13 protein-coding genes are annotated in these 16,203 nt (G+C 53.7%); 6 read left to right on the forward strand and 7 right to left on the reverse strand.

What is annotated here, in order from left to right:
* Positions 1-224: 224 nt before the first annotated feature.
* Positions 225-2,009, forward strand: a complete 1,785-nt coding sequence (gene ldtD, locus M989_RS21700; RefSeq protein WP_064548819.1) for a L,D-transpeptidase — start codon at positions 225-227, stop codon at positions 2,007-2,009.
* A gap of 10 nt (positions 2,010-2,019) precedes the next feature.
* On the opposite strand, the gene M989_RS26400 is transcribed toward ldtD, so the two are convergent.
* Positions 2,020-2,154 carry a hypothetical protein gene (locus tag M989_RS26400; protein ID WP_280686459.1) on the reverse strand — a complete coding sequence of 45 codons (135 nt, stop codon included), beginning with the start codon at positions 2,152-2,154 and terminating at the stop codon, positions 2,020-2,022.
* A gap of 38 nt (positions 2,155-2,192) precedes the next feature.
* Between M989_RS26400 and mepK the strand changes: the two genes are divergently transcribed.
* Both mepK and M989_RS21710 read left to right on the forward strand, forming a co-directional pair.
* The gene (gene mepK, locus M989_RS21705; RefSeq protein WP_064548821.1) at positions 2,193-2,744 is read left to right on the forward strand and encodes a peptidoglycan L,D-endopeptidase MepK; all 552 of its coding nucleotides are present in this window, start codon (positions 2,193-2,195) and stop codon (positions 2,742-2,744) included.
* 64 nt (positions 2,745-2,808) lie between these two features.
* On the forward strand, positions 2,809-3,456 hold the full coding sequence (locus tag M989_RS21710; RefSeq protein ID WP_064548823.1) for an MBL fold metallo-hydrolase: 648 nt from the start codon (positions 2,809-2,811) through the stop codon (positions 3,454-3,456).
* A gap of 60 nt (positions 3,457-3,516) precedes the next feature.
* Here the strand turns inward: M989_RS21710 and M989_RS21715 are convergent, their stop codons facing one another.
* The 4 genes from M989_RS21715 to pncB all read right to left on the reverse strand — a co-directional run bounded on the left by M989_RS21715 (position 3,517) and on the right by pncB (position 9,455).
* Complete coding sequence (locus M989_RS21715) at positions 3,517-4,707, reverse strand: amino acid aminotransferase (RefSeq protein WP_064548825.1); 1,191 nt, start codon at positions 4,705-4,707, stop codon at positions 3,517-3,519.
* Positions 4,708-4,891: 184 nt separating this feature from the next.
* Positions 4,892-6,073, reverse strand: a complete 1,182-nt coding sequence (locus M989_RS21720; protein ID WP_064548827.1) for a porin — start codon at positions 6,071-6,073, stop codon at positions 4,892-4,894.
* A 609-nt stretch (positions 6,074-6,682) separates the two neighbouring features.
* Positions 6,683-8,083: an asparagine--tRNA ligase gene (gene asnS, locus M989_RS21725; protein ID WP_064548829.1), complete on the reverse strand. Its 1,401-nt coding sequence runs from the start codon at positions 8,081-8,083 to the stop codon at positions 6,683-6,685.
* Positions 8,084-8,252: 169 nt separating this feature from the next.
* On the reverse strand, positions 8,253-9,455 hold the full coding sequence (gene pncB / locus M989_RS21730; protein WP_064548831.1) for a nicotinate phosphoribosyltransferase: 1,203 nt from the start codon (positions 9,453-9,455) through the stop codon (positions 8,253-8,255).
* A gap of 264 nt (positions 9,456-9,719) precedes the next feature.
* On the opposite strand from pncB, the gene pepN reads away from it, so the two are divergent.
* The gene (pepN, locus tag M989_RS21735) at positions 9,720-12,332 is read left to right on the forward strand and encodes an aminopeptidase N (protein ID WP_064548833.1); all 2,613 of its coding nucleotides are present in this window, start codon (positions 9,720-9,722) and stop codon (positions 12,330-12,332) included.
* A gap of 132 nt (positions 12,333-12,464) precedes the next feature.
* On the opposite strand, the gene ssuE is transcribed toward pepN, so the two are convergent.
* The gene (gene ssuE / locus M989_RS21740) at positions 12,465-13,040 is read right to left on the reverse strand and encodes an NADPH-dependent FMN reductase (protein ID WP_064548835.1); all 576 of its coding nucleotides are present in this window, start codon (positions 13,038-13,040) and stop codon (positions 12,465-12,467) included.
* 251 nt (positions 13,041-13,291) lie between these two features.
* On the opposite strand from ssuE, the gene pyrD reads away from it, so the two are divergent.
* Both pyrD and zapC read left to right on the forward strand, forming a co-directional pair.
* Complete coding sequence (gene pyrD, locus M989_RS21745; protein WP_064548837.1) at positions 13,292-14,302, forward strand: quinone-dependent dihydroorotate dehydrogenase; 1,011 nt, start codon at positions 13,292-13,294, stop codon at positions 14,300-14,302.
* Between the two features lie 166 nt (positions 14,303-14,468).
* Positions 14,469-15,011: a cell division protein ZapC gene (zapC, locus tag M989_RS21750; protein WP_064548840.1), complete on the forward strand. Its 543-nt coding sequence runs from the start codon at positions 14,469-14,471 to the stop codon at positions 15,009-15,011.
* On the opposite strand, the gene M989_RS21755 is transcribed toward zapC, so the two are convergent.
* Positions 15,008-16,117: a YcbX family protein gene (locus tag M989_RS21755; protein ID WP_064548842.1), complete on the reverse strand. Its 1,110-nt coding sequence runs from the start codon at positions 16,115-16,117 to the stop codon at positions 15,008-15,010. The two genes, zapC and M989_RS21755, sit on opposite strands and share 4 nt — an antisense overlap.
* Between the last annotated feature and the right edge of the window lie 86 nt (positions 16,118-16,203).

Consider the following 16,203-nt stretch of genomic DNA (forward strand, 5'->3'; position numbering starts at 1 on the left):
GAGCATGTCGCCTGTAGGCCGGATGGCGCTGGCCCACAGGCGGGTAGGTATCCGAATACAAAAAAGGCGACAGCAATGTCGCCTTTTTTGTTATCTGCTTTTCATCGCTAGCGCGTTATTATCTTTAGACTTCTTTACATTTGAACGGGCAAAATAGTTTTTGTCTTTATATACTGAAGGTAAGCCCACGTTAGGGTCTTTGTATAGATAACAGGGGGCAAGGGATGTTGCTGAAAAAAGAAAATGGTCGTCGGTTGTCAGCCGTGAGTTTATGTCTGGCGATGACGTTTGCTCCACTGTTTACCGCTTCTGCGGGCGAACCAGAGCTGGTGCCTTCTGACGGTACCGCGACGCCAGCGGAACAATCGCCGGTGCTTCTGCATCCAGGGGCGCAATCGCCAGCAATGGCGAGTCTTGTCGGTACACAACCGCTGGCTGACGGCTCGGCGGCGAACAGCCGTGCCGATATTCTTGCTACGCTACCTTCCGGATATCAGCCCGTCTACCTTAATCCGCTGGCGACATTGTATGCCGCCCGTGAGATGAAACCCATGTGGGAAAACCGTGATGCGATACGCGCCTTCCAGCAGCAGCTGGCGGAAGTGGCGATCGCCGGTTTTCAGCCGCAGTTCACCCGGTGGGTTGAACTGCTCACCGACCCGGCTGTCAGCGGGATGGCGCGTGATGTCGTGCTTTCCGATGCCCTGATGGGCTATCTGCACTTTGTCAGCGGGATTCCGGTTCAGGGTAACCGCTGGCTGTATAGCGATAAGCCGTACACGCTGGCAACACCGCCGTTGTCGGTGATAAACCAATGGCAGTTAGCGCTGGATAACGGCTCGCTGCCGCAGTTTATTGCCGCCCTGGCGCCACAGCATCCGCAGTATAGTGCGATGCATCAGGCGCTACTGGCGTTGACGGGCGACAATCGCCCGTGGCCAAAGTTGACCTCGACGGTTTCATTGCGCCCAGGGCAGTGGAGCAGCGATGTGCCTGCGCTACGTGAAATCCTGCAACGTAACGGTGTGCTGGATAACAGCCCGGCGATACCGCTGCCTGGCGACAACGTCGGCAAGACGAAAAAGGGGGGAAAAAGCGGCCCAGCGGCCTATGACCGCCAACTGGTGGACGCGGTGAAACGTTTCCAGGCGGCGCAGGGGCTTGGCGCGGACGGTGTGATTGGCACCTCGACGCGCGACTGGCTGAACGTCTCTTCTGCCCAGCGTGCGGGCGTGCTGGCGCTAAATATTCAGCGTTTGCGCCTGCTGCCGGGGAAAGTCTCTACCGGGATTATGGTGAATATCCCGGCCTACTCGCTGGTTTACTATCTCAACGGCAGCGAAGCGCTGGCCTCGCGGGTTATCGTGGGACGCCCCGATCGTAAAACGCCAATGATGAGCAGCGCGCTGAATAACGTGGTGGTCAACCCACCGTGGAACGTGCCGCCGACGCTGGCGCGTAATGATATTCTCCCGAAGCTGCGTAATGATCCAGGTTATCTGGAGCGGCATAACTACACCGTATTACGCGGCTGGAACAGTAAAGAAGCTATCGATCCATGGCGGGTCGATTGGTCAACAATCACGCCGTCGAATTTACCGTTCCGTTTCCAGCAGGCACCGGGTGAACATAACTCGCTGGGGCGCTATAAGTTTAATATGCCAAGTTCCGACGCCATTTATCTGCATGATACGCCTAATCATAATCTGTTCCAGAAAGATGCGCGGGCATTAAGTTCCGGCTGCGTGCGGGTAAATAAAGCCTCCGATCTGGCGAATATGCTGTTACAGGATGCGGGCTGGAATGATGCGCGAATTTCCGATGCCCTTAAACAAGGGAATACACGCTATGTGAATATCCGGCAGAATATTCCGGTTAATCTCTATTATCTCACTGCCTTTGTCAGCGCTGACGGACAGACACAATATCGAACAGATATTTACAATTATGATGTCACTGCGCGATCGGGTGCACAGATTTTGCCAAAAGCGGAACAATTGATCAGATAAATGAAGTAGTTCAGGTAATGTAGTTGTCGAACAAAAAGCGCAGATGCCAGCCCCGCAGGTCCAGGGCTGGCGGCTTCGCGTGGCAGGCCGCCTTGACGCTGGCTTTGATGCCCGGTAAGGTGCTTAACGTGCGCCAGAAGTGCATATTTTTCGATCACATTACTGACTGTAGACCTGATTATCATGGACAAATTTGACGCTAATCGCCGCAAGCTGCTGGCGTTAGGTGGTGTTGCGCTCGGCGCGGCCGCCATCTTGCCCACGCCTGCGCTTGCCACCCTCTCGACCCCACGTCCGCGTATTTTAACGCTGAATAACCTGCATACAGGTGAGTTGATAAAAGCCGAGTTTTTTGACGGCCGAGGCTATATTCAGGATGAATTAGCAAAACTAAACCATTTTTTCCGTGACTATCGCGCGAATAAAATAAAAAGCATCGATCCTTCTTTGTTCGATCAGCTTTATCGCCTTCAGGGACTATTAGGAACAAATAAACCTGTGCAATTGATCTCTGGATATCGTTCCGTTGATACCAATAATGAGCTAAGAGCGCACAGCAGTGGGGTAGCGAAAAAAAGCTATCACACGAAAGGTCAGGCAATGGATTTTCATATTGAAGGCGTTTCATTAAGTAATATACGCAAAGCTGCGTTATCTATGCGCGCAGGTGGTGTAGGATATTACCCACGTAGCAACTTTGTGCATATTGATACCGGTCCGGTCCGGCACTGGTAGCTCTACGCCAACCGTTCAGGCACACTGAAGTGTCTGAATGGTGACGAGTCCAAACAGGAGCAACATGAATTATCGTATTATTCCGGTGACTGCGTTCGCGCAAAACTGTTCATTGATCTGGTGCGAGCAAACGAAACTGGCGGCGTTGGTCGATCCGGGCGGCGATGCCGAAACCATCAAGCAGCAGGTTGCAGAAGCGGGCGTGACGTTGCAGCAAATTTTGCTGACTCATGGCCATCTCGATCATGTGGGGGCGGCGGCTGAACTGGCGCAGCACTACGGGGTGCCGATTATCGGGCCGGAAAAAGAAGATGAATTCTGGTTGCAAGGGTTGCCCGCGCAAAGCCGGATGTTTGGCCTTGAGGACTGCCAGCCGTTGACGCCGGACCGCTGGCTGAACGAAGGGGATACGGTGAGCGTCGGCAACGTGAAGCTGCAGGTGCTGCACTGTCCGGGGCATACGCCGGGGCATGTCGTCTTCTTTGATGCCCAGGCGCGTTTGCTGATCTCGGGTGACGTGCTGTTTAAAGGTGGCGTAGGGCGCAGTGACTTCCCACGTGGCGATCACGCGCAGTTGATTGATGCGATTAAGCGCAAGCTGCTGCCGTTAGGCGATGACGTGAAGTTTATTGCGGGCCATGGCCCAATGTCGACGCTGGGTTATGAGCGTCTGCATAACCCATTCCTGCAGGATGAACTGCCGGTGTGGTAATCTCAGAATAATAAAAAGGCCGCGAATGCGGCCTTTTTTGTCCCTGAAGGGAAGCTTCTGTTACAGGACGGCGACGATGGCTTCGCACAGCGGCGCCATGTTGTCCGGCGTCATGCCCGCCACGTTGATACGGCCAGAAGCGACGGCATAAATACCGAACTCTTCACGCAGGCGCAGTACCTGCTCTTTGGTCAGACCGCTGAACGAGAACATACCGTTCTGCTTCGTGATGAAGGTGAAATCACGGCTCGCGCCTTTCTCCTGCAACGTATTAACGAACAGCAGACGCATGCGCTGAATGCGCTGACGCATATCGGTCAGCTCTTGTTCCCAGATGGCGCGCAGCGCGTCGTTGCTGAGAATGGTCGCAACAACGGAAGCGCCGTGTGCCGGCGGGTTAGAGTAGTTCGCGCGAATCACGGCTTTCAGCTGGCTGAAGGCGCGATCGGCGGTGTCGGCATCGGCTGTGACCAGGGTGCAGGCGCCAACGCGTTCGTTGTACAGACCGAAGTTTTTCGAGTAGGAGCTCGCCACAATCAGCTCTTTGTGCAGCGTGGCAAATGCGCGCAGGCCTTCGGCATCTTCTTCCAGACCGCGAGCAAAGCCCTGGTAGGCGAAGTCAAACAGCGGCAGCCAACCTTTTTCAATCGACAGATTTGCCAGCTGTTGCCACTGCTCCAGCGTCGGGTCGATACCGGTTGGGTTATGGCAGCAGCCATGGAACAGCACCACGTCACCCGCCTGGGCTTCATTCAGGCTCGCCAGCAGGCCGTCGAAGTTGAGGGCATGCTTTTCCGCATCGTAGTAGTCATATTCGCGTACTTCCAGGCCCGCAGCGCCAAAGACGCTCTTGTGGTTCGGCCAGCTTGGGTTGCTGACCCAAACGCGCTTCACGTCAGTGTTTTTTGCGAGGAAATCCGCCGCTACGCGCAGTGCGCCTGTGCCGCCTGGGGTCTGAGCGGTGCGCGCGCGTTTGTCACTAATGATGCTGTTGCCTTTGCCGAACAGCAGCTCCTGCGTGCAGCGACCAAACTCAGGAATACCATCAATACCGAGATAGTTTTTGGTGGTCTCATTCTCCAGCAGATACTGCTCAGCTTTTTTAACGCTGGTCAGCACCGGCGTCTTGCCGGTCTCATCTTTATAAACACCAATCCCGAGATTGATTTTTCCCGGGCGTTCGTCGGCGCGAAACAGATCGGCCAGGCCCAGAATTGGGTCGGCAGGGGCGGCTGTAATGTTCTCAAACATGACGAGGTTCCATTAATAAGTTCGGGGGAAATCCGCTATCAGGTTAACGGTAGATTTACAAAATGCCAACCGTTAGAGACTAAAAGCGCGAAGCTTTTCAAAAGTTACGATCTTCCTCTTTAGAACGCAAAAAAGCAGGACCGAAGTCCTGCTCTTGAGGCATATAGCAGTGAGGGTCTGCTGATTAGAACTGGTAAACGATACCAACAGCAGCCTGATCGTCGGTTCCCTGCTTGGTAGCAGCAGAGTACGCGTTGTCGTCGAGCAGGTTGAACTTGTACGCCGCGTAGACGTTCATGTTCTTGTTGAAGTAGTACCAGGTGCCCAGTTCGATGTATTTAACCAGGTCAGCATCGCCGCCTTTGAAGTCGCCGCGAGCGATCAGGTCTTTACCTTTGGACTGTACGTAGCCCAGGGACGGACGCAGACCGAAGTCGAACTGATACTGAACAACAGCTTCGAAGTTCTGAGTTTTGTTTGCGAAGTTGTTGTCCGGCTCGCGGGTCATGTTCAGCGTTTCAGCATACATTACCGCAGCGTAGATGTTGTTCGCGTCGTATTTCGCAGCAGTAGACCAAGCTTCTGCTTTGCTGCCGCCAGCGCTCGCCCAAGTGTGAGTGGTGCCATTGAAGGTAGAGCTGCCCGGGTTAACCTGGTCGTTGGTACGGTCTGCAACTTCATAACCTGCGGCCAGCGCGATGCCGTTGCCGAAATCATACTGTACAGAGGTGCTGAAGCCGTCGCCGTTCGCTTTCGCGCCGTTGCCGCCGTAGCCAAGGCTTTCCAGCGCGCCGGTTTTGTCGTTGTAGGTCGCTGCAACCGGGTTGCTACGATCGTTTTTACCCTGGTACTGCAGCGCGAAGCTCAGACCTTCAACCAGACCGAAGAAATCGCTGTTACGGTAGGTCAGCAGGCCAGAAGAACGACCGTTCATGAAGTTGTCGGTAGCAGCCCAGGAATCGCCGCCCCATTCAACCAGCATATCGGTGTAAGCCGCGACGTCGTAGATAGCGCCGTAGTTACGACCGTAGTCCAGAGAACCCGCGTCGCCAAATTTCAGACCGGCGAACGCCAGACGGGTTTTAGTCCCCTGGGAGCCTTCCGCATTGGAGGCATCCATGTTGTATTCCCACTGACCGTAGCCCACCAGCTGATCGTTGATCTGGGTTTCGCCCTTGAAGCCGATACGGGCATAGGTGGTGTCTTCGTTGCTGGTGTCGCCGTTGGTGGTCCAAATGTGTTCACCAACTGCTTTACCGTAGAAGTCCAGTTTGTTGGCATTCTTGTTGTAGATTTCTGCAGCATTTGCTGCACCAGCTACCAGCAGGGCAGGGATTACCACTGCCAGGATATTACGCTTCATCATTATTTATTACCCTCATTAGGTTTTTTTTATAGACACTCGCCACTGCCGCCAATTACTTCCGTCAATAAAAATTTACGGAACTATTGATGATAGTTTGGTGTCTTTATGTGTCTGAGAGGCATCTTTCCATTCAAAACATACTTTCGCCACACTGAAAATGCTACAAACATCGAGAATAAGTAAGCAAAAGAAATAGTGTGTAACTAAATATTAATATTGAGGAACTTTGTGAACTAACTCAAAATTCTGAGGTGTGCGCGGATTATTTGACCTTTCCTTTATCTATCAATATGAATTTCTTATCTTTTATTTGTATAACGCTTTTTCTTATCGCACAGAGCGGATGTGTGATCATTTCGTTATGATATTTTTTAGCCATCCAGATAGCTGTTGTTTTGGATAAAAAATGTGCTATGGCTTAGGTGATTTCATGACTGCAATAAAAAATTGAGTGTTTTTTGTACGAAGTTATTGCCGGGTAATGTGATGTAACAAACTGCGTGGCGTAGAGGCTTGAAGTTTAGGTTTGTTAAAATTAATAAAGATTTCTTTACATGTGCAGGTAAAAAAAGGCCAGCGCGAGCGGCTGGCCTTGAGGATAATACGGCTTTAGAAGCTGGCGTTGCGTGGCGTTCTCGGGAACGGAATCACGTCGCGCACGTTCTGTACGCCAGTGACGTAGGCGATCAGACGTTCGAAGCCCAGACCGAAACCTGAATGCGGCACGGTACCGTAGCGACGCAGGTCGCGATACCACCAGTAGTCTTCTTTGTTCAGACCCATTTCAGCCATACGGGCGTCAAGCACGTCCAGACGCTCTTCACGCTGAGAACCGCCGATGATCTCGCCAATGCCCGGTGCCAGTACGTCCATGGCGGCAACGGTTTTGCCATCGTCGTTAAGACGCATATAGAAGGCTTTGATCTCCTTCGGATAGTTTTTCACGACCACCGGTGCTTTGAAGTGCTCTTCCGCAAGATAGCGTTCGTGCTCAGAGGAAAGGTCCACGCCCCAGTACACCGGGTTTTCAAACTGTTTGCCACAGTTTTCCAGGATGGTGACCGCGTCGGTGTAGTCAACCTGCGCGAAGTCGGCGGAAACGAAACGTTGCAGACGATCGATAGCGTCTTTATCTACGCGCTCGGCGAAGAACTTCATGTCGTCCGCGCGTTCTTCGAGAACGGCTTTAAAGACGTACTTCAGCATGGCTTCTGCCAAACGGGCGTTATCTTCCAGATCGGCAAATGCCACTTCCGGCTCCAGCATCCAGAACTCCGCCAGGTGACGGCTGGTGTTGGAGTTTTCTGCGCGGAAGGTAGGGCCGAAGGTGTAGATCTTCGACAACGCACAGGCATAGGTTTCACCGTTCAACTGACCGGAAACGGTCAGGAAGGCTTCTTTGCCAAAGAAATCTTTGTCGTAATCCACTTTGCCCTGATCGTTACGCGGCAGGTTTTCCATATCCAGCGTAGACACGCGGAACATTTCGCCTGCGCCTTCAGTATCGGAAGCGGTAATCAGCGGGGTGGAAACCCAGAAGAAGCCCTGCTCGTCGAAGAAACGGTGCAGCGCCTGCGCCAGCGTGTGGCGAACGCGGGCGACCGCGCCAATCAGGTTGGTGCGCGGACGCATATGCGCCACTTCACGCAGATACTCGATGCTGTGGCGTTTCGCCGCCATCGGGTAGGTATCCGGATCTTCAACCCGGCCGGTCACTTCCACGTTAGAGGCCTGAATTTCAAAGCTCTGACCCTGACCCTGAGACGCCACAACTTTACCGGTGACGATCACCGAGCAGCCGGTGGTCAGACGCAGGACTTCGTCATTGTAATTGGGCAGAGAATTATTAATAACGGCCTGTACAGGATCAAAGCAGGAACCGTCATAGACGGCCAGGAAGGAAAAGCCAGCTTTTGAATCTCGGCGGGTACGTACCCAGCCGCGCACGGTGACTTCGCTGTCAACGGCTACGCGGCCCTGGAGTACGTCGGCTACAGGCACAACGCTCATAATAGTCTCTCTATTCGTAGTCCAATAAAAAAATCGTTTTTCCCCGGAACGGCGGGGGGATATCTATGTTACCTGTCATCTTCCATCAGACAAGTAGAATTCGCACAAGGAAGGGGTGTTTTAAGAAATAAATAAAGAAGAAGGGAGCCGCCCGGGCTCCCTTTGGTGATTAACTGGCCTTTTTGATCTGCGGGAGATCAAATGCTTTACGTAATGCACGAACAAATGCTTTATCGTGACAAATGGTTTTCCCCGGGCTGTCGGAGAGTTTTGCCACCGGTTTGCCGTTGCACTCAACCAGCTTGATAACGATATTGAGCGGTTTAACCTGTGGGATATCGCAGGTCAAACGCGTGCCAATACCAAAGCTGAGATTGATGCGCGGTGAGAAGTGGCGATACAGCTCAATGGCTTTCGGCAGATCGAGATTGTCGGAAAACACCAGCACTTTCTCGCGCGGGTCGATACCGAGCTTTTGATAATGTTTGATCGCCTTCTCGCCCCATTCAAACGGGTCGCCGGAGTCGTGGCGCAAACCCTGGTAACGCGTGGCGAATTCCGGGCCGAAGTCGCGCAGGAAGGCGTCCATGGTAATGCAGTCGGTCAGGGCGATGCCGAGCCGATCGGGATATTCTTCCAGCCAGGCGGCCAGCGCCGCACGCTGGCTGGTTGCCAGATCCGGGCTGATTTGCTGATGCGCCTGGAACCACTCGTGTGCCTGGGTACCCATTGGCGTCAGAGTCAGGCGGCGCGCCAGATCGTAGTTGCTGGTGCCCACAAACCATGTCTCCTGACGGAGACGGCTGACGATGGCTTCCTGAACTTCACGGGAGAAGCGGCGGCGGGTGCCAAAGTCCATCAGTTTGAAAGCGGACATATCAAGGTCGGCCGTCAGCTGATTAAAGTCGGCCAGCTTATGTTCCAGCATTTCCAGCGCCTGCGGGACGCCGTTTTCCGGAGAACGATAGCGGTGAACCAGCTCGCTAATCACCGCCAGCAGCGGCACTTCCCACATGATCACTTCACGCCACGGGCCTTCAAGGCGGATATTCAGCTTACCATTCTCGTTGGTGACGGTAACCTGTTGTGGATCGTAGCGGAAATCACGCAGCCAGTTCAGGTAGTCCTGCTTAAAGAAAGGCAGACCGGACAGCCAGTGGTATTCATCATCACGCAGCGTGAGTGAACGCATGGCTTCGACTTGTTCGCGAATGGCGTCAGCATAAATGCCCAGCAGATCGTCACCACGGCAGCGGAATTCCGCCGCGACGTTAACGTCGTAGTAGTGGTGGAAAACGGCCTGCTGCATATGCAGTTTGTAGGCATCTGTATCCAGCAACGAGTGCAGAACAGGAGAAGCGAATTGTGTCATGGTGCGCAGTAGCATCCTCTCACAGGAGCGTTTAGTACAATAAACAACAGGGGAGAATGGCTGGAGTATACCTTGTTTAACGATTTATTGAACCCCGATCACACCATATGGCACGAAGCGCCACTCCGGCGTTTTGTGCGGCATGTTGCGTAAATGTATCTATTTTCCCTATTTGACTGGAAAAGATGAAGATTCTGCATAGCGCGTTTAACACAACAGGAATAGACTGGAGGTGACATTTACAAAAGATGCTAAAGGTTTTTTATGACACAACAGCCCCAAGCCAAGTACCGCCACGACTACCGTGCGCCGGACTACCTGATCAGTGATATCGACCTGGCCTTTGACCTGGATGCCGCAAAAACCGTTGTGACCGCGGAAAGCCAGGTTTCCCGTCACGCAGCGTCTGATGTGCCGCTACGCCTGAACGGTGAGGACCTCACGCTGGTCTCCATTCATGTTAACGGTGCGCCGTGGGCCGACTATAAAGAAGAAGAGAACCATCTGGTTATCTCCGGCCTGCCTGAGCGTTTTACGCTGAAGATTGTCAATGAAATCAGCCCGGCGGCGAATACTGCGCTGGAAGGGCTCTATCAATCCGGTGAAGCGCTGTGTACCCAATGTGAGGCCGAAGGCTTCCGCCATATTACCTGGTATCTCGACCGCCCGGACGTGCTGGCGCGCTTTACCACCAAAATTACCGCCGATAAGAGCAAATATCCGTTCCTGCTGTCCAACGGCAACCGTATTGCCGAAGGTGAGCTGGATAACGGGCGTCACTGGGTACAGTGGCAGGATCCGTTCCCGAAACCCTGCTATCTGTTTGCGCTGGTGGCGGGCGATTTCGACGTGCTGCGCGATACCTTCAAAACCCGCTCCGGGCGCGAAGTGGCGCTGGAACTGTTCGTTGACCGCGGCAACCTTGATCGCGCGCCGTGGGCAATGACCTCGCTGAAAAACTCCATGAAGTGGGATGAAGAGCGCTTTGGCCTCGAATACGATCTCGACATCTATATGATCGTTGCCGTCGACTTCTTTAATATGGGCGCGATGGAGAATAAAGGGCTGAACGTCTTTAACTCCAAATACGTGCTGGCGCGTACCGATACCGCGACGGATAAAGATTATCTCGATATTGAACGCGTGATTGGTCATGAGTATTTCCATAACTGGACCGGCAACCGCGTGACCTGCCGCGACTGGTTCCAGTTAAGCCTGAAAGAAGGCCTGACCGTGTTCCGCGATCAGGAGTTCAGCTCCGACCTGGGCTCCCGTGCGGTTAACCGCATCAGCAACGTACGTACCATGCGCGGCCTGCAGTTTGCTGAAGACGCCAGCCCAATGGCGCACCCGATCCGTCCGGACAAAGTTATTGAAATGAATAACTTCTATACCCTGACGGTGTATGAGAAAGGGGCGGAAGTTATCCGTATGCTGCACACGCTGCTGGGCGAAGAGAACTTCCAGAAGGGGATGCAGCTGTACTTTGAGCGTCACGACGGCAGCGCGGCTACCTGCGACGACTTCGTGCAGGCGATGGAAGATGCTTCCAACATCGACCTCTCTCATTTCCGCCGCTGGTATAGCCAGGCCGGTACGCCCATTGTCAGCGTGCACGACGACTACAATCCGGAAACCGAGCAGTACACCTTAACCATCCGCCAGCGTACACCAGCCACGGCCGAGCAGGAGGAGAAATACCCGCTGCACATTCCGTTCGATATCGAACTGTACGATAACGAAGGTAAGGTGATCCCGCTGCAGAAAGATGGCCATCCGGTGCACCACGTGCTAAACGTGACCCAGGCCGAGCAGACGTTTGTGTTCGATAACGTTTACTTCCAGCCGGTGCCGTCGCTGCTGCGTGAATTCTCCGCGCCGGTGAAGCTGGAATATAAATGGAGCGATCAGCAACTCACCTTCCTGATGCGCCATGCGCGTAATGATTTCTCTCGCTGGGACGCCGCGCAAAGCCTGTTGGCGACCTATATTAAGCTGAACGTGGCTCGTCATCAGCAGGGGCAACCGCTGTCGCTACCGGTTCACGTGGCCGACGCGTTCCGCGCCATTCTGCTGGATGAGAAGATCGATCCGGCGCTGGCCGCGGAAATTCTGACTCTGCCATCCGCCAGCGAAATTGCTGAACTGTTTGAGATTATTGATCCGATCGCCATTGCCGCAGTGCGCGAAGCGCTGACCCGCACGCTGGCTACCGAGCTGGCGGACGAGTGTCTGGCAGTCTACAACGCCAATAAACTCGACAGCTATCGCGTAGAGCATGCGGACATCGGCAAGCGCGCGCTGCGTAACACCTGCCTGCGCTATCTGGCGTTTGGCGATCGCGAGCTGGGTAACAAGCTGGTGAGCGAGCAATACCATCACGCGGACAACATGACCGACGCGCTGGCCGCGCTGTCTGCAGCCGTCGCAGCCGAACTGCCTTGCCGCGATGCGCTGATGCAGGAGTATGATGACAAGTGGCATCATGATGGTCTGGTAATGGATAAGTGGCTGATTCTGCAAGCCACCAGCCCGGCAGATGACGTGCTGGCGACGGTGCGCAAGCTGTTGAACCATCGCTCATTCAGTATGAATAACCCGAACCGCATTCGCTCGCTGATTGGCGCCTTTGCCGGCAGCAACCCGGCTGCGTTCCACGCAGAAGACGGCAGCGGCTATCAGTTCCTGGTCGAAATGTTGACCGAACTGAACAGCAAAAACCCGCAGGTGGCTTCGCGTCTGATTGAGCCGCTGATCCGCCTGAAACGCTATGATGCAAAACGTCAGGCGCTGATGCGTGCTGCGCTGGAGCAGTTGAAGGGGCTGGAGAATCTCTCCGGGGATCTGTACGAGAAGATTGCGAAAGCATTAGCCTGACTGTCACCCGGACGAGGCGTTAACGCTGACTCCGGGGCACACGATGCGGGTTCCCCGGCGTTGTTTCGCTTGGCCGGGCAACCTTAATACAAACAAAAACGCCGCTGGTTTTTCCCTGTGGCGTTTTTTTTATCAAACATGTGCGGTCTGTCGAGCTGCGCTTAACGTGGGAACCTGGATGTCTCGCCGGTGTAGCGCCTGCCAGAAGGTCTCCAGCGCGCTGTCCAGACGCGTGTGCAGATTTGGGCTGAACTGCGGCTTATGCTGATAGTCGGTGACCTGGCTGTCATCGGCAAACACCCCCTGCAAAATCTCCTGTGCTTTCAGCGCATTGAGAACCGGCTTAAGGGCATAATCGACCGCCAACATATGGGCAACGGTGCCGCCGGTCGCCAGCGGTAAAACCACTTTTCCTTCCAGCGCGCGCTCCGGCAGGAGATCGAGCAGCGCCTTTAACGCGCCGGCGAAAGAGGCTTTATAGACCGGCGTGGCGATAATTAAACCGTCTGCATGAGCCAGCTGTTCGGTCAGCGTTTGCAGTGCCGGGCTGTCGAAACGCGCGTGGAAGAGATCCTCCGGCGCAAAATTCTGCAAATGCCAGTGGAATACTTCAACATCCGCCGCGGAAAGTTTCTCACGTGCGTACTCCAGCAGAGCGCTGGAACGAGAGGGGAAACGCGGGCTTCCGGCTAAAGTAATGACGCGCATACTCACTCCTTATAACTAAAAATACACATTAATTTAAAATTGATAACATTTGTCTCAGTGTCTCAAAGGTCGTCAGGTGCGCGAAATACTTTTTCCAACGTAGGATTACCGGAAAATGCATATGGCGGGGGAGGTATATAAAGGAGAGAAGGAAAACGATTGCGCTTTTTTTGCCGCAGGTCAATTCCCTTTCTGTGCGAGATCGCACATAATACGCCCCCGGTTTGCACACCGGGAATCCAGGAGAGTTCATGTACTATCCCTTCGTTCGTAAAGCACTTTTTCAGCTCGATCCAGAGCGCGCTCATGAATTAACGTTTCAACAATTACGCCGTGTCACCGGTACGCCGCTGGAAGCCCTTGTGCGTCAGAAAGTACCGGAAAAGCCGGTTACCTGCATGGGGCTGACGTTCAAAAATCCCCTGGGTTTGGCTGCGGGTCTGGATAAAGACGGGGAATGTATTGATGCCCTGGGCGCCATGGGATTTGGCTCGATCGAGATCGGCACCGTCACGCCGCGCCCGCAGCCGGGTAACGATAAGCCGCGCCTGTTCCGCCTCGTTGACGCCGAAGGGTTGATTAACCGTATGGGCTTCAATAACCACGGCGTTGACAACCTGGTCGAAAACGTTAAAAAAGCGCATTTCGACGGTATTCTGGGGATTAATATCGGTAAGAATAAAGATACCCCTGTTGAGCATGGCAAAGATGACTATCTGATTTGTATGGAAAAAATCTATGCCTACGCCGGTTATATTGCGATTAATATCTCATCGCCAAATACCCCTGGCCTACGCACGCTGCAATATGGAGATGCACTCGACGATCTCCTTTCTGGTATTAAAAATAAACAATCTGAGCTGCAGGAAAAACACCATAAATATGTTCCTGTGGCGGTGAAGATCGCGCCGGATCTTTCTCATGAAGAGTTGATCCAGGTGGCCGACAGTTTAATCCGACATAATATTGATGGGGTCATTGCCACCAATACGACATTGGATCGTTCGCTGGTTCAAGGGATGAAACATTGTGATGAAACCGGTGGTTTAAGCGGTCGTCCATTACAATTAAAAAGTACCGAAATTATTCGTATGCTGTCGGCTGAATTAAAAGGCCAACTGCCTATTATTGGCGTCGGCGGTATCGATTCGGTGATGGCGGCCCGCGAGAAGATGGCGGCCGGTGCATCGCTGGTGCAGATTTATTCCGGTTTTATTTTTAAAGGCCCGCCGCTGATTAAAGAAATCGTCACCCACATCTAGTCTTTTTCTCGGTAATGTGATCCAGGGCTTTATTTCCGGCCCTGGTTGCTTTATATTTCCTCATTGTTGCTTATTTAAACATATTGGTCTTTTATTATTTAGGGCGACAATTAACGCAATGGAAGAACAAACGCTGCACGGGATGCAAAAATGATGGGGGAGAAAAATGCGAATTAAACCTGATGATAACTGGCGCTGGTATTATGATGAAGAGCACGATCGTATGATGCTCGATTTAGCCAACGGCATGTTGTTTCGCTCGCGTTTTGCTCGCCGCATGTTAACTCCCGATGCGTTTGAACCCACCGGATTTTGCGTGGATGACGCCGCGCTCTATTTCTCCTTTGAAGAAAAATGTCGCGATCTGCTGCTGTCTAAAGAGCATCGCGCCGAGCTGATTCTTAACGCCCTGGTGGCGATTCGTTTCCTGAAGCCCCAAATGCCGAAAAGCTGGCACTTCCGCGCCCATGATAATGGCTGGGTACCGGTGACCGGCGATGCGGCCAGCGTCTGGCTGAGCGATGACGATAGTCAGGTTAATTTACTGGTCGTTGAACCGGGTGAAAACGCTGCACTCTGTCTGCTGGCGCAGCCTGGGCTGGTATTGGCCGGGCGCACGATGCAACTCGGCGACCCGATCAAAATTATGAACGACAGGCTGCAACCCCAGCCGGGGCTGGACGGTTACAGCCTGGAGCAGGCGGTTTAACGGCTCAGTTTTAGCGCCGTTTTGGGAACACAGCTACAGCTCAAAATGGTGCCGTCGGTGCCTACCGCGCTTTTCTTCAACGGACTCACTTCTCCTTCGATCAGCGTCACGCGGCAGCTGCCGCACAGGCCCGCGCGGCAGGAGTAGGGTACGCGAATACCCTGCTGCTCAAGCTGCTCCAGTAAAATTTGCTGATTATTTCCGCTGAAGGTTTTCCCTTCCCACGCAATATCCACCAACGCATTTTGCTGAGCCTGAGGCGCGACGGTATCGTCGGTTTGCCCGGCGGTATAGACTTTTGCTGGCCCGGTGGTGAGGATTTCCACTTCATCACCCACGCGCACCACGCCGCTGTTACGGGCAATCAAATTCTGACCGAAATCGACGTCGCCGGTGGCCGGATCGGTACGGAACGACTGTAAGGTCCTTAGCGGCTCTCCGGCGGGGTGCTTTTGCCCTTTTTCCGGGCTGATGGTGGTAAAAATACAGCGGCTGCACGGTTTCACCACGTCAAAAACGACGTCGCCAATGCGAACGGTTTTCCAGCTATCTTCAGCCCAGGCTTCAACGCCGGTCACCACCAGGTTCGGGCGGAACTGTTCCATTCGCACGCCGGCTTTGCAGCGTTGTTGCAGGTCGCGTAACGAAGCTTCGTTAACCAACAGGAACGGAAAACCATCGGCGAAGGAGAGCGGCACCGCATCGTGGCGTTTAACGCGACGCGTGAGATCATCACCAAGCCAGCGCAGCTGAACGTCGCGTTTAAAGAACGGCGAAAGCCACTGATTAATGGCATCCGGCGCGATACGCGAGGTAAACTGATTGCCCCATACTTCGGTCGGCGAAGGCTGGCCGCTGAAATCAGCGAAGCGCACCAGCGCGCTGCTGCCGTCGGGCGCGGTAAGGTGTAACCCATCACGCAGGACCGACGGGGTAAAGCGCACCATTGCCGGGAATTGTCGGGCGGTAATAAAGGTGCCATCGGGTTCGGTGATCATAAAAATGCGGTCAAATGCCAGCCCGCTAATATCAGCAAAGGCGTGCGTAAGCCCAATTCCCCGCATCGATTTCACCGGATGTATAAAAAGTCGCGATAACGTAGCCACAACACTGTCCCTGAGTCGAAAATAAGCCTTTAACTTTATGACATGGGGCGCAGATTGGCTATAATGCGCAACAATTTTCTGCGAGT

Source organism: Kluyvera georgiana ATCC 51603, assembly GCF_001654985.1.
In the GTDB taxonomy this organism is placed as follows: Bacteria; Pseudomonadota; Gammaproteobacteria; order Enterobacterales; family Enterobacteriaceae; genus Kluyvera; species Kluyvera georgiana.

What these genes read in the sequence shown, in the direction of transcription:
- ldtD (WP_064548819.1), top strand. Translation starts at nt 225, where the DNA reads ATGTTGCTGAAAAAAGAAAATGGTCGTCGGTTGTCAGCCGTGAGTTTA.
- M989_RS26400 (WP_280686459.1), bottom strand. Translation starts at nt 2,154, where the DNA reads ATGCACTTCTGGCGCACGTTAAGCACCTTACCGGGCATCAAAGCCAGC.
- mepK (WP_064548821.1), top strand. Translation starts at nt 2,193, where the DNA reads ATGGACAAATTTGACGCTAATCGCCGCAAGCTGCTGGCGTTAGGTGGT.
- M989_RS21710 (WP_064548823.1), top strand. Translation starts at nt 2,809, where the DNA reads ATGAATTATCGTATTATTCCGGTGACTGCGTTCGCGCAAAACTGTTCA.
- M989_RS21715 (WP_064548825.1), bottom strand. Translation starts at nt 4,707, where the DNA reads ATGTTTGAGAACATTACAGCCGCCCCTGCCGACCCAATTCTGGGCCTG.
- M989_RS21720 (WP_064548827.1), bottom strand. Translation starts at nt 6,073, where the DNA reads ATGATGAAGCGTAATATCCTGGCAGTGGTAATCCCTGCCCTGCTGGTA.
- asnS (WP_064548829.1), bottom strand. Translation starts at nt 8,083, where the DNA reads ATGAGCGTTGTGCCTGTAGCCGACGTACTCCAGGGCCGCGTAGCCGTT.
- pncB (WP_064548831.1), bottom strand. Translation starts at nt 9,455, where the DNA reads ATGACACAATTCGCTTCTCCTGTTCTGCACTCGTTGCTGGATACAGAT.
- pepN (WP_064548833.1), top strand. Translation starts at nt 9,720, where the DNA reads ATGACACAACAGCCCCAAGCCAAGTACCGCCACGACTACCGTGCGCCG.
- ssuE (WP_064548835.1), bottom strand. Translation starts at nt 13,040, where the DNA reads ATGCGCGTCATTACTTTAGCCGGAAGCCCGCGTTTCCCCTCTCGTTCC.
- pyrD (WP_064548837.1), top strand. Translation starts at nt 13,292, where the DNA reads ATGTACTATCCCTTCGTTCGTAAAGCACTTTTTCAGCTCGATCCAGAG.
- zapC (WP_064548840.1), top strand. Translation starts at nt 14,469, where the DNA reads ATGCGAATTAAACCTGATGATAACTGGCGCTGGTATTATGATGAAGAG.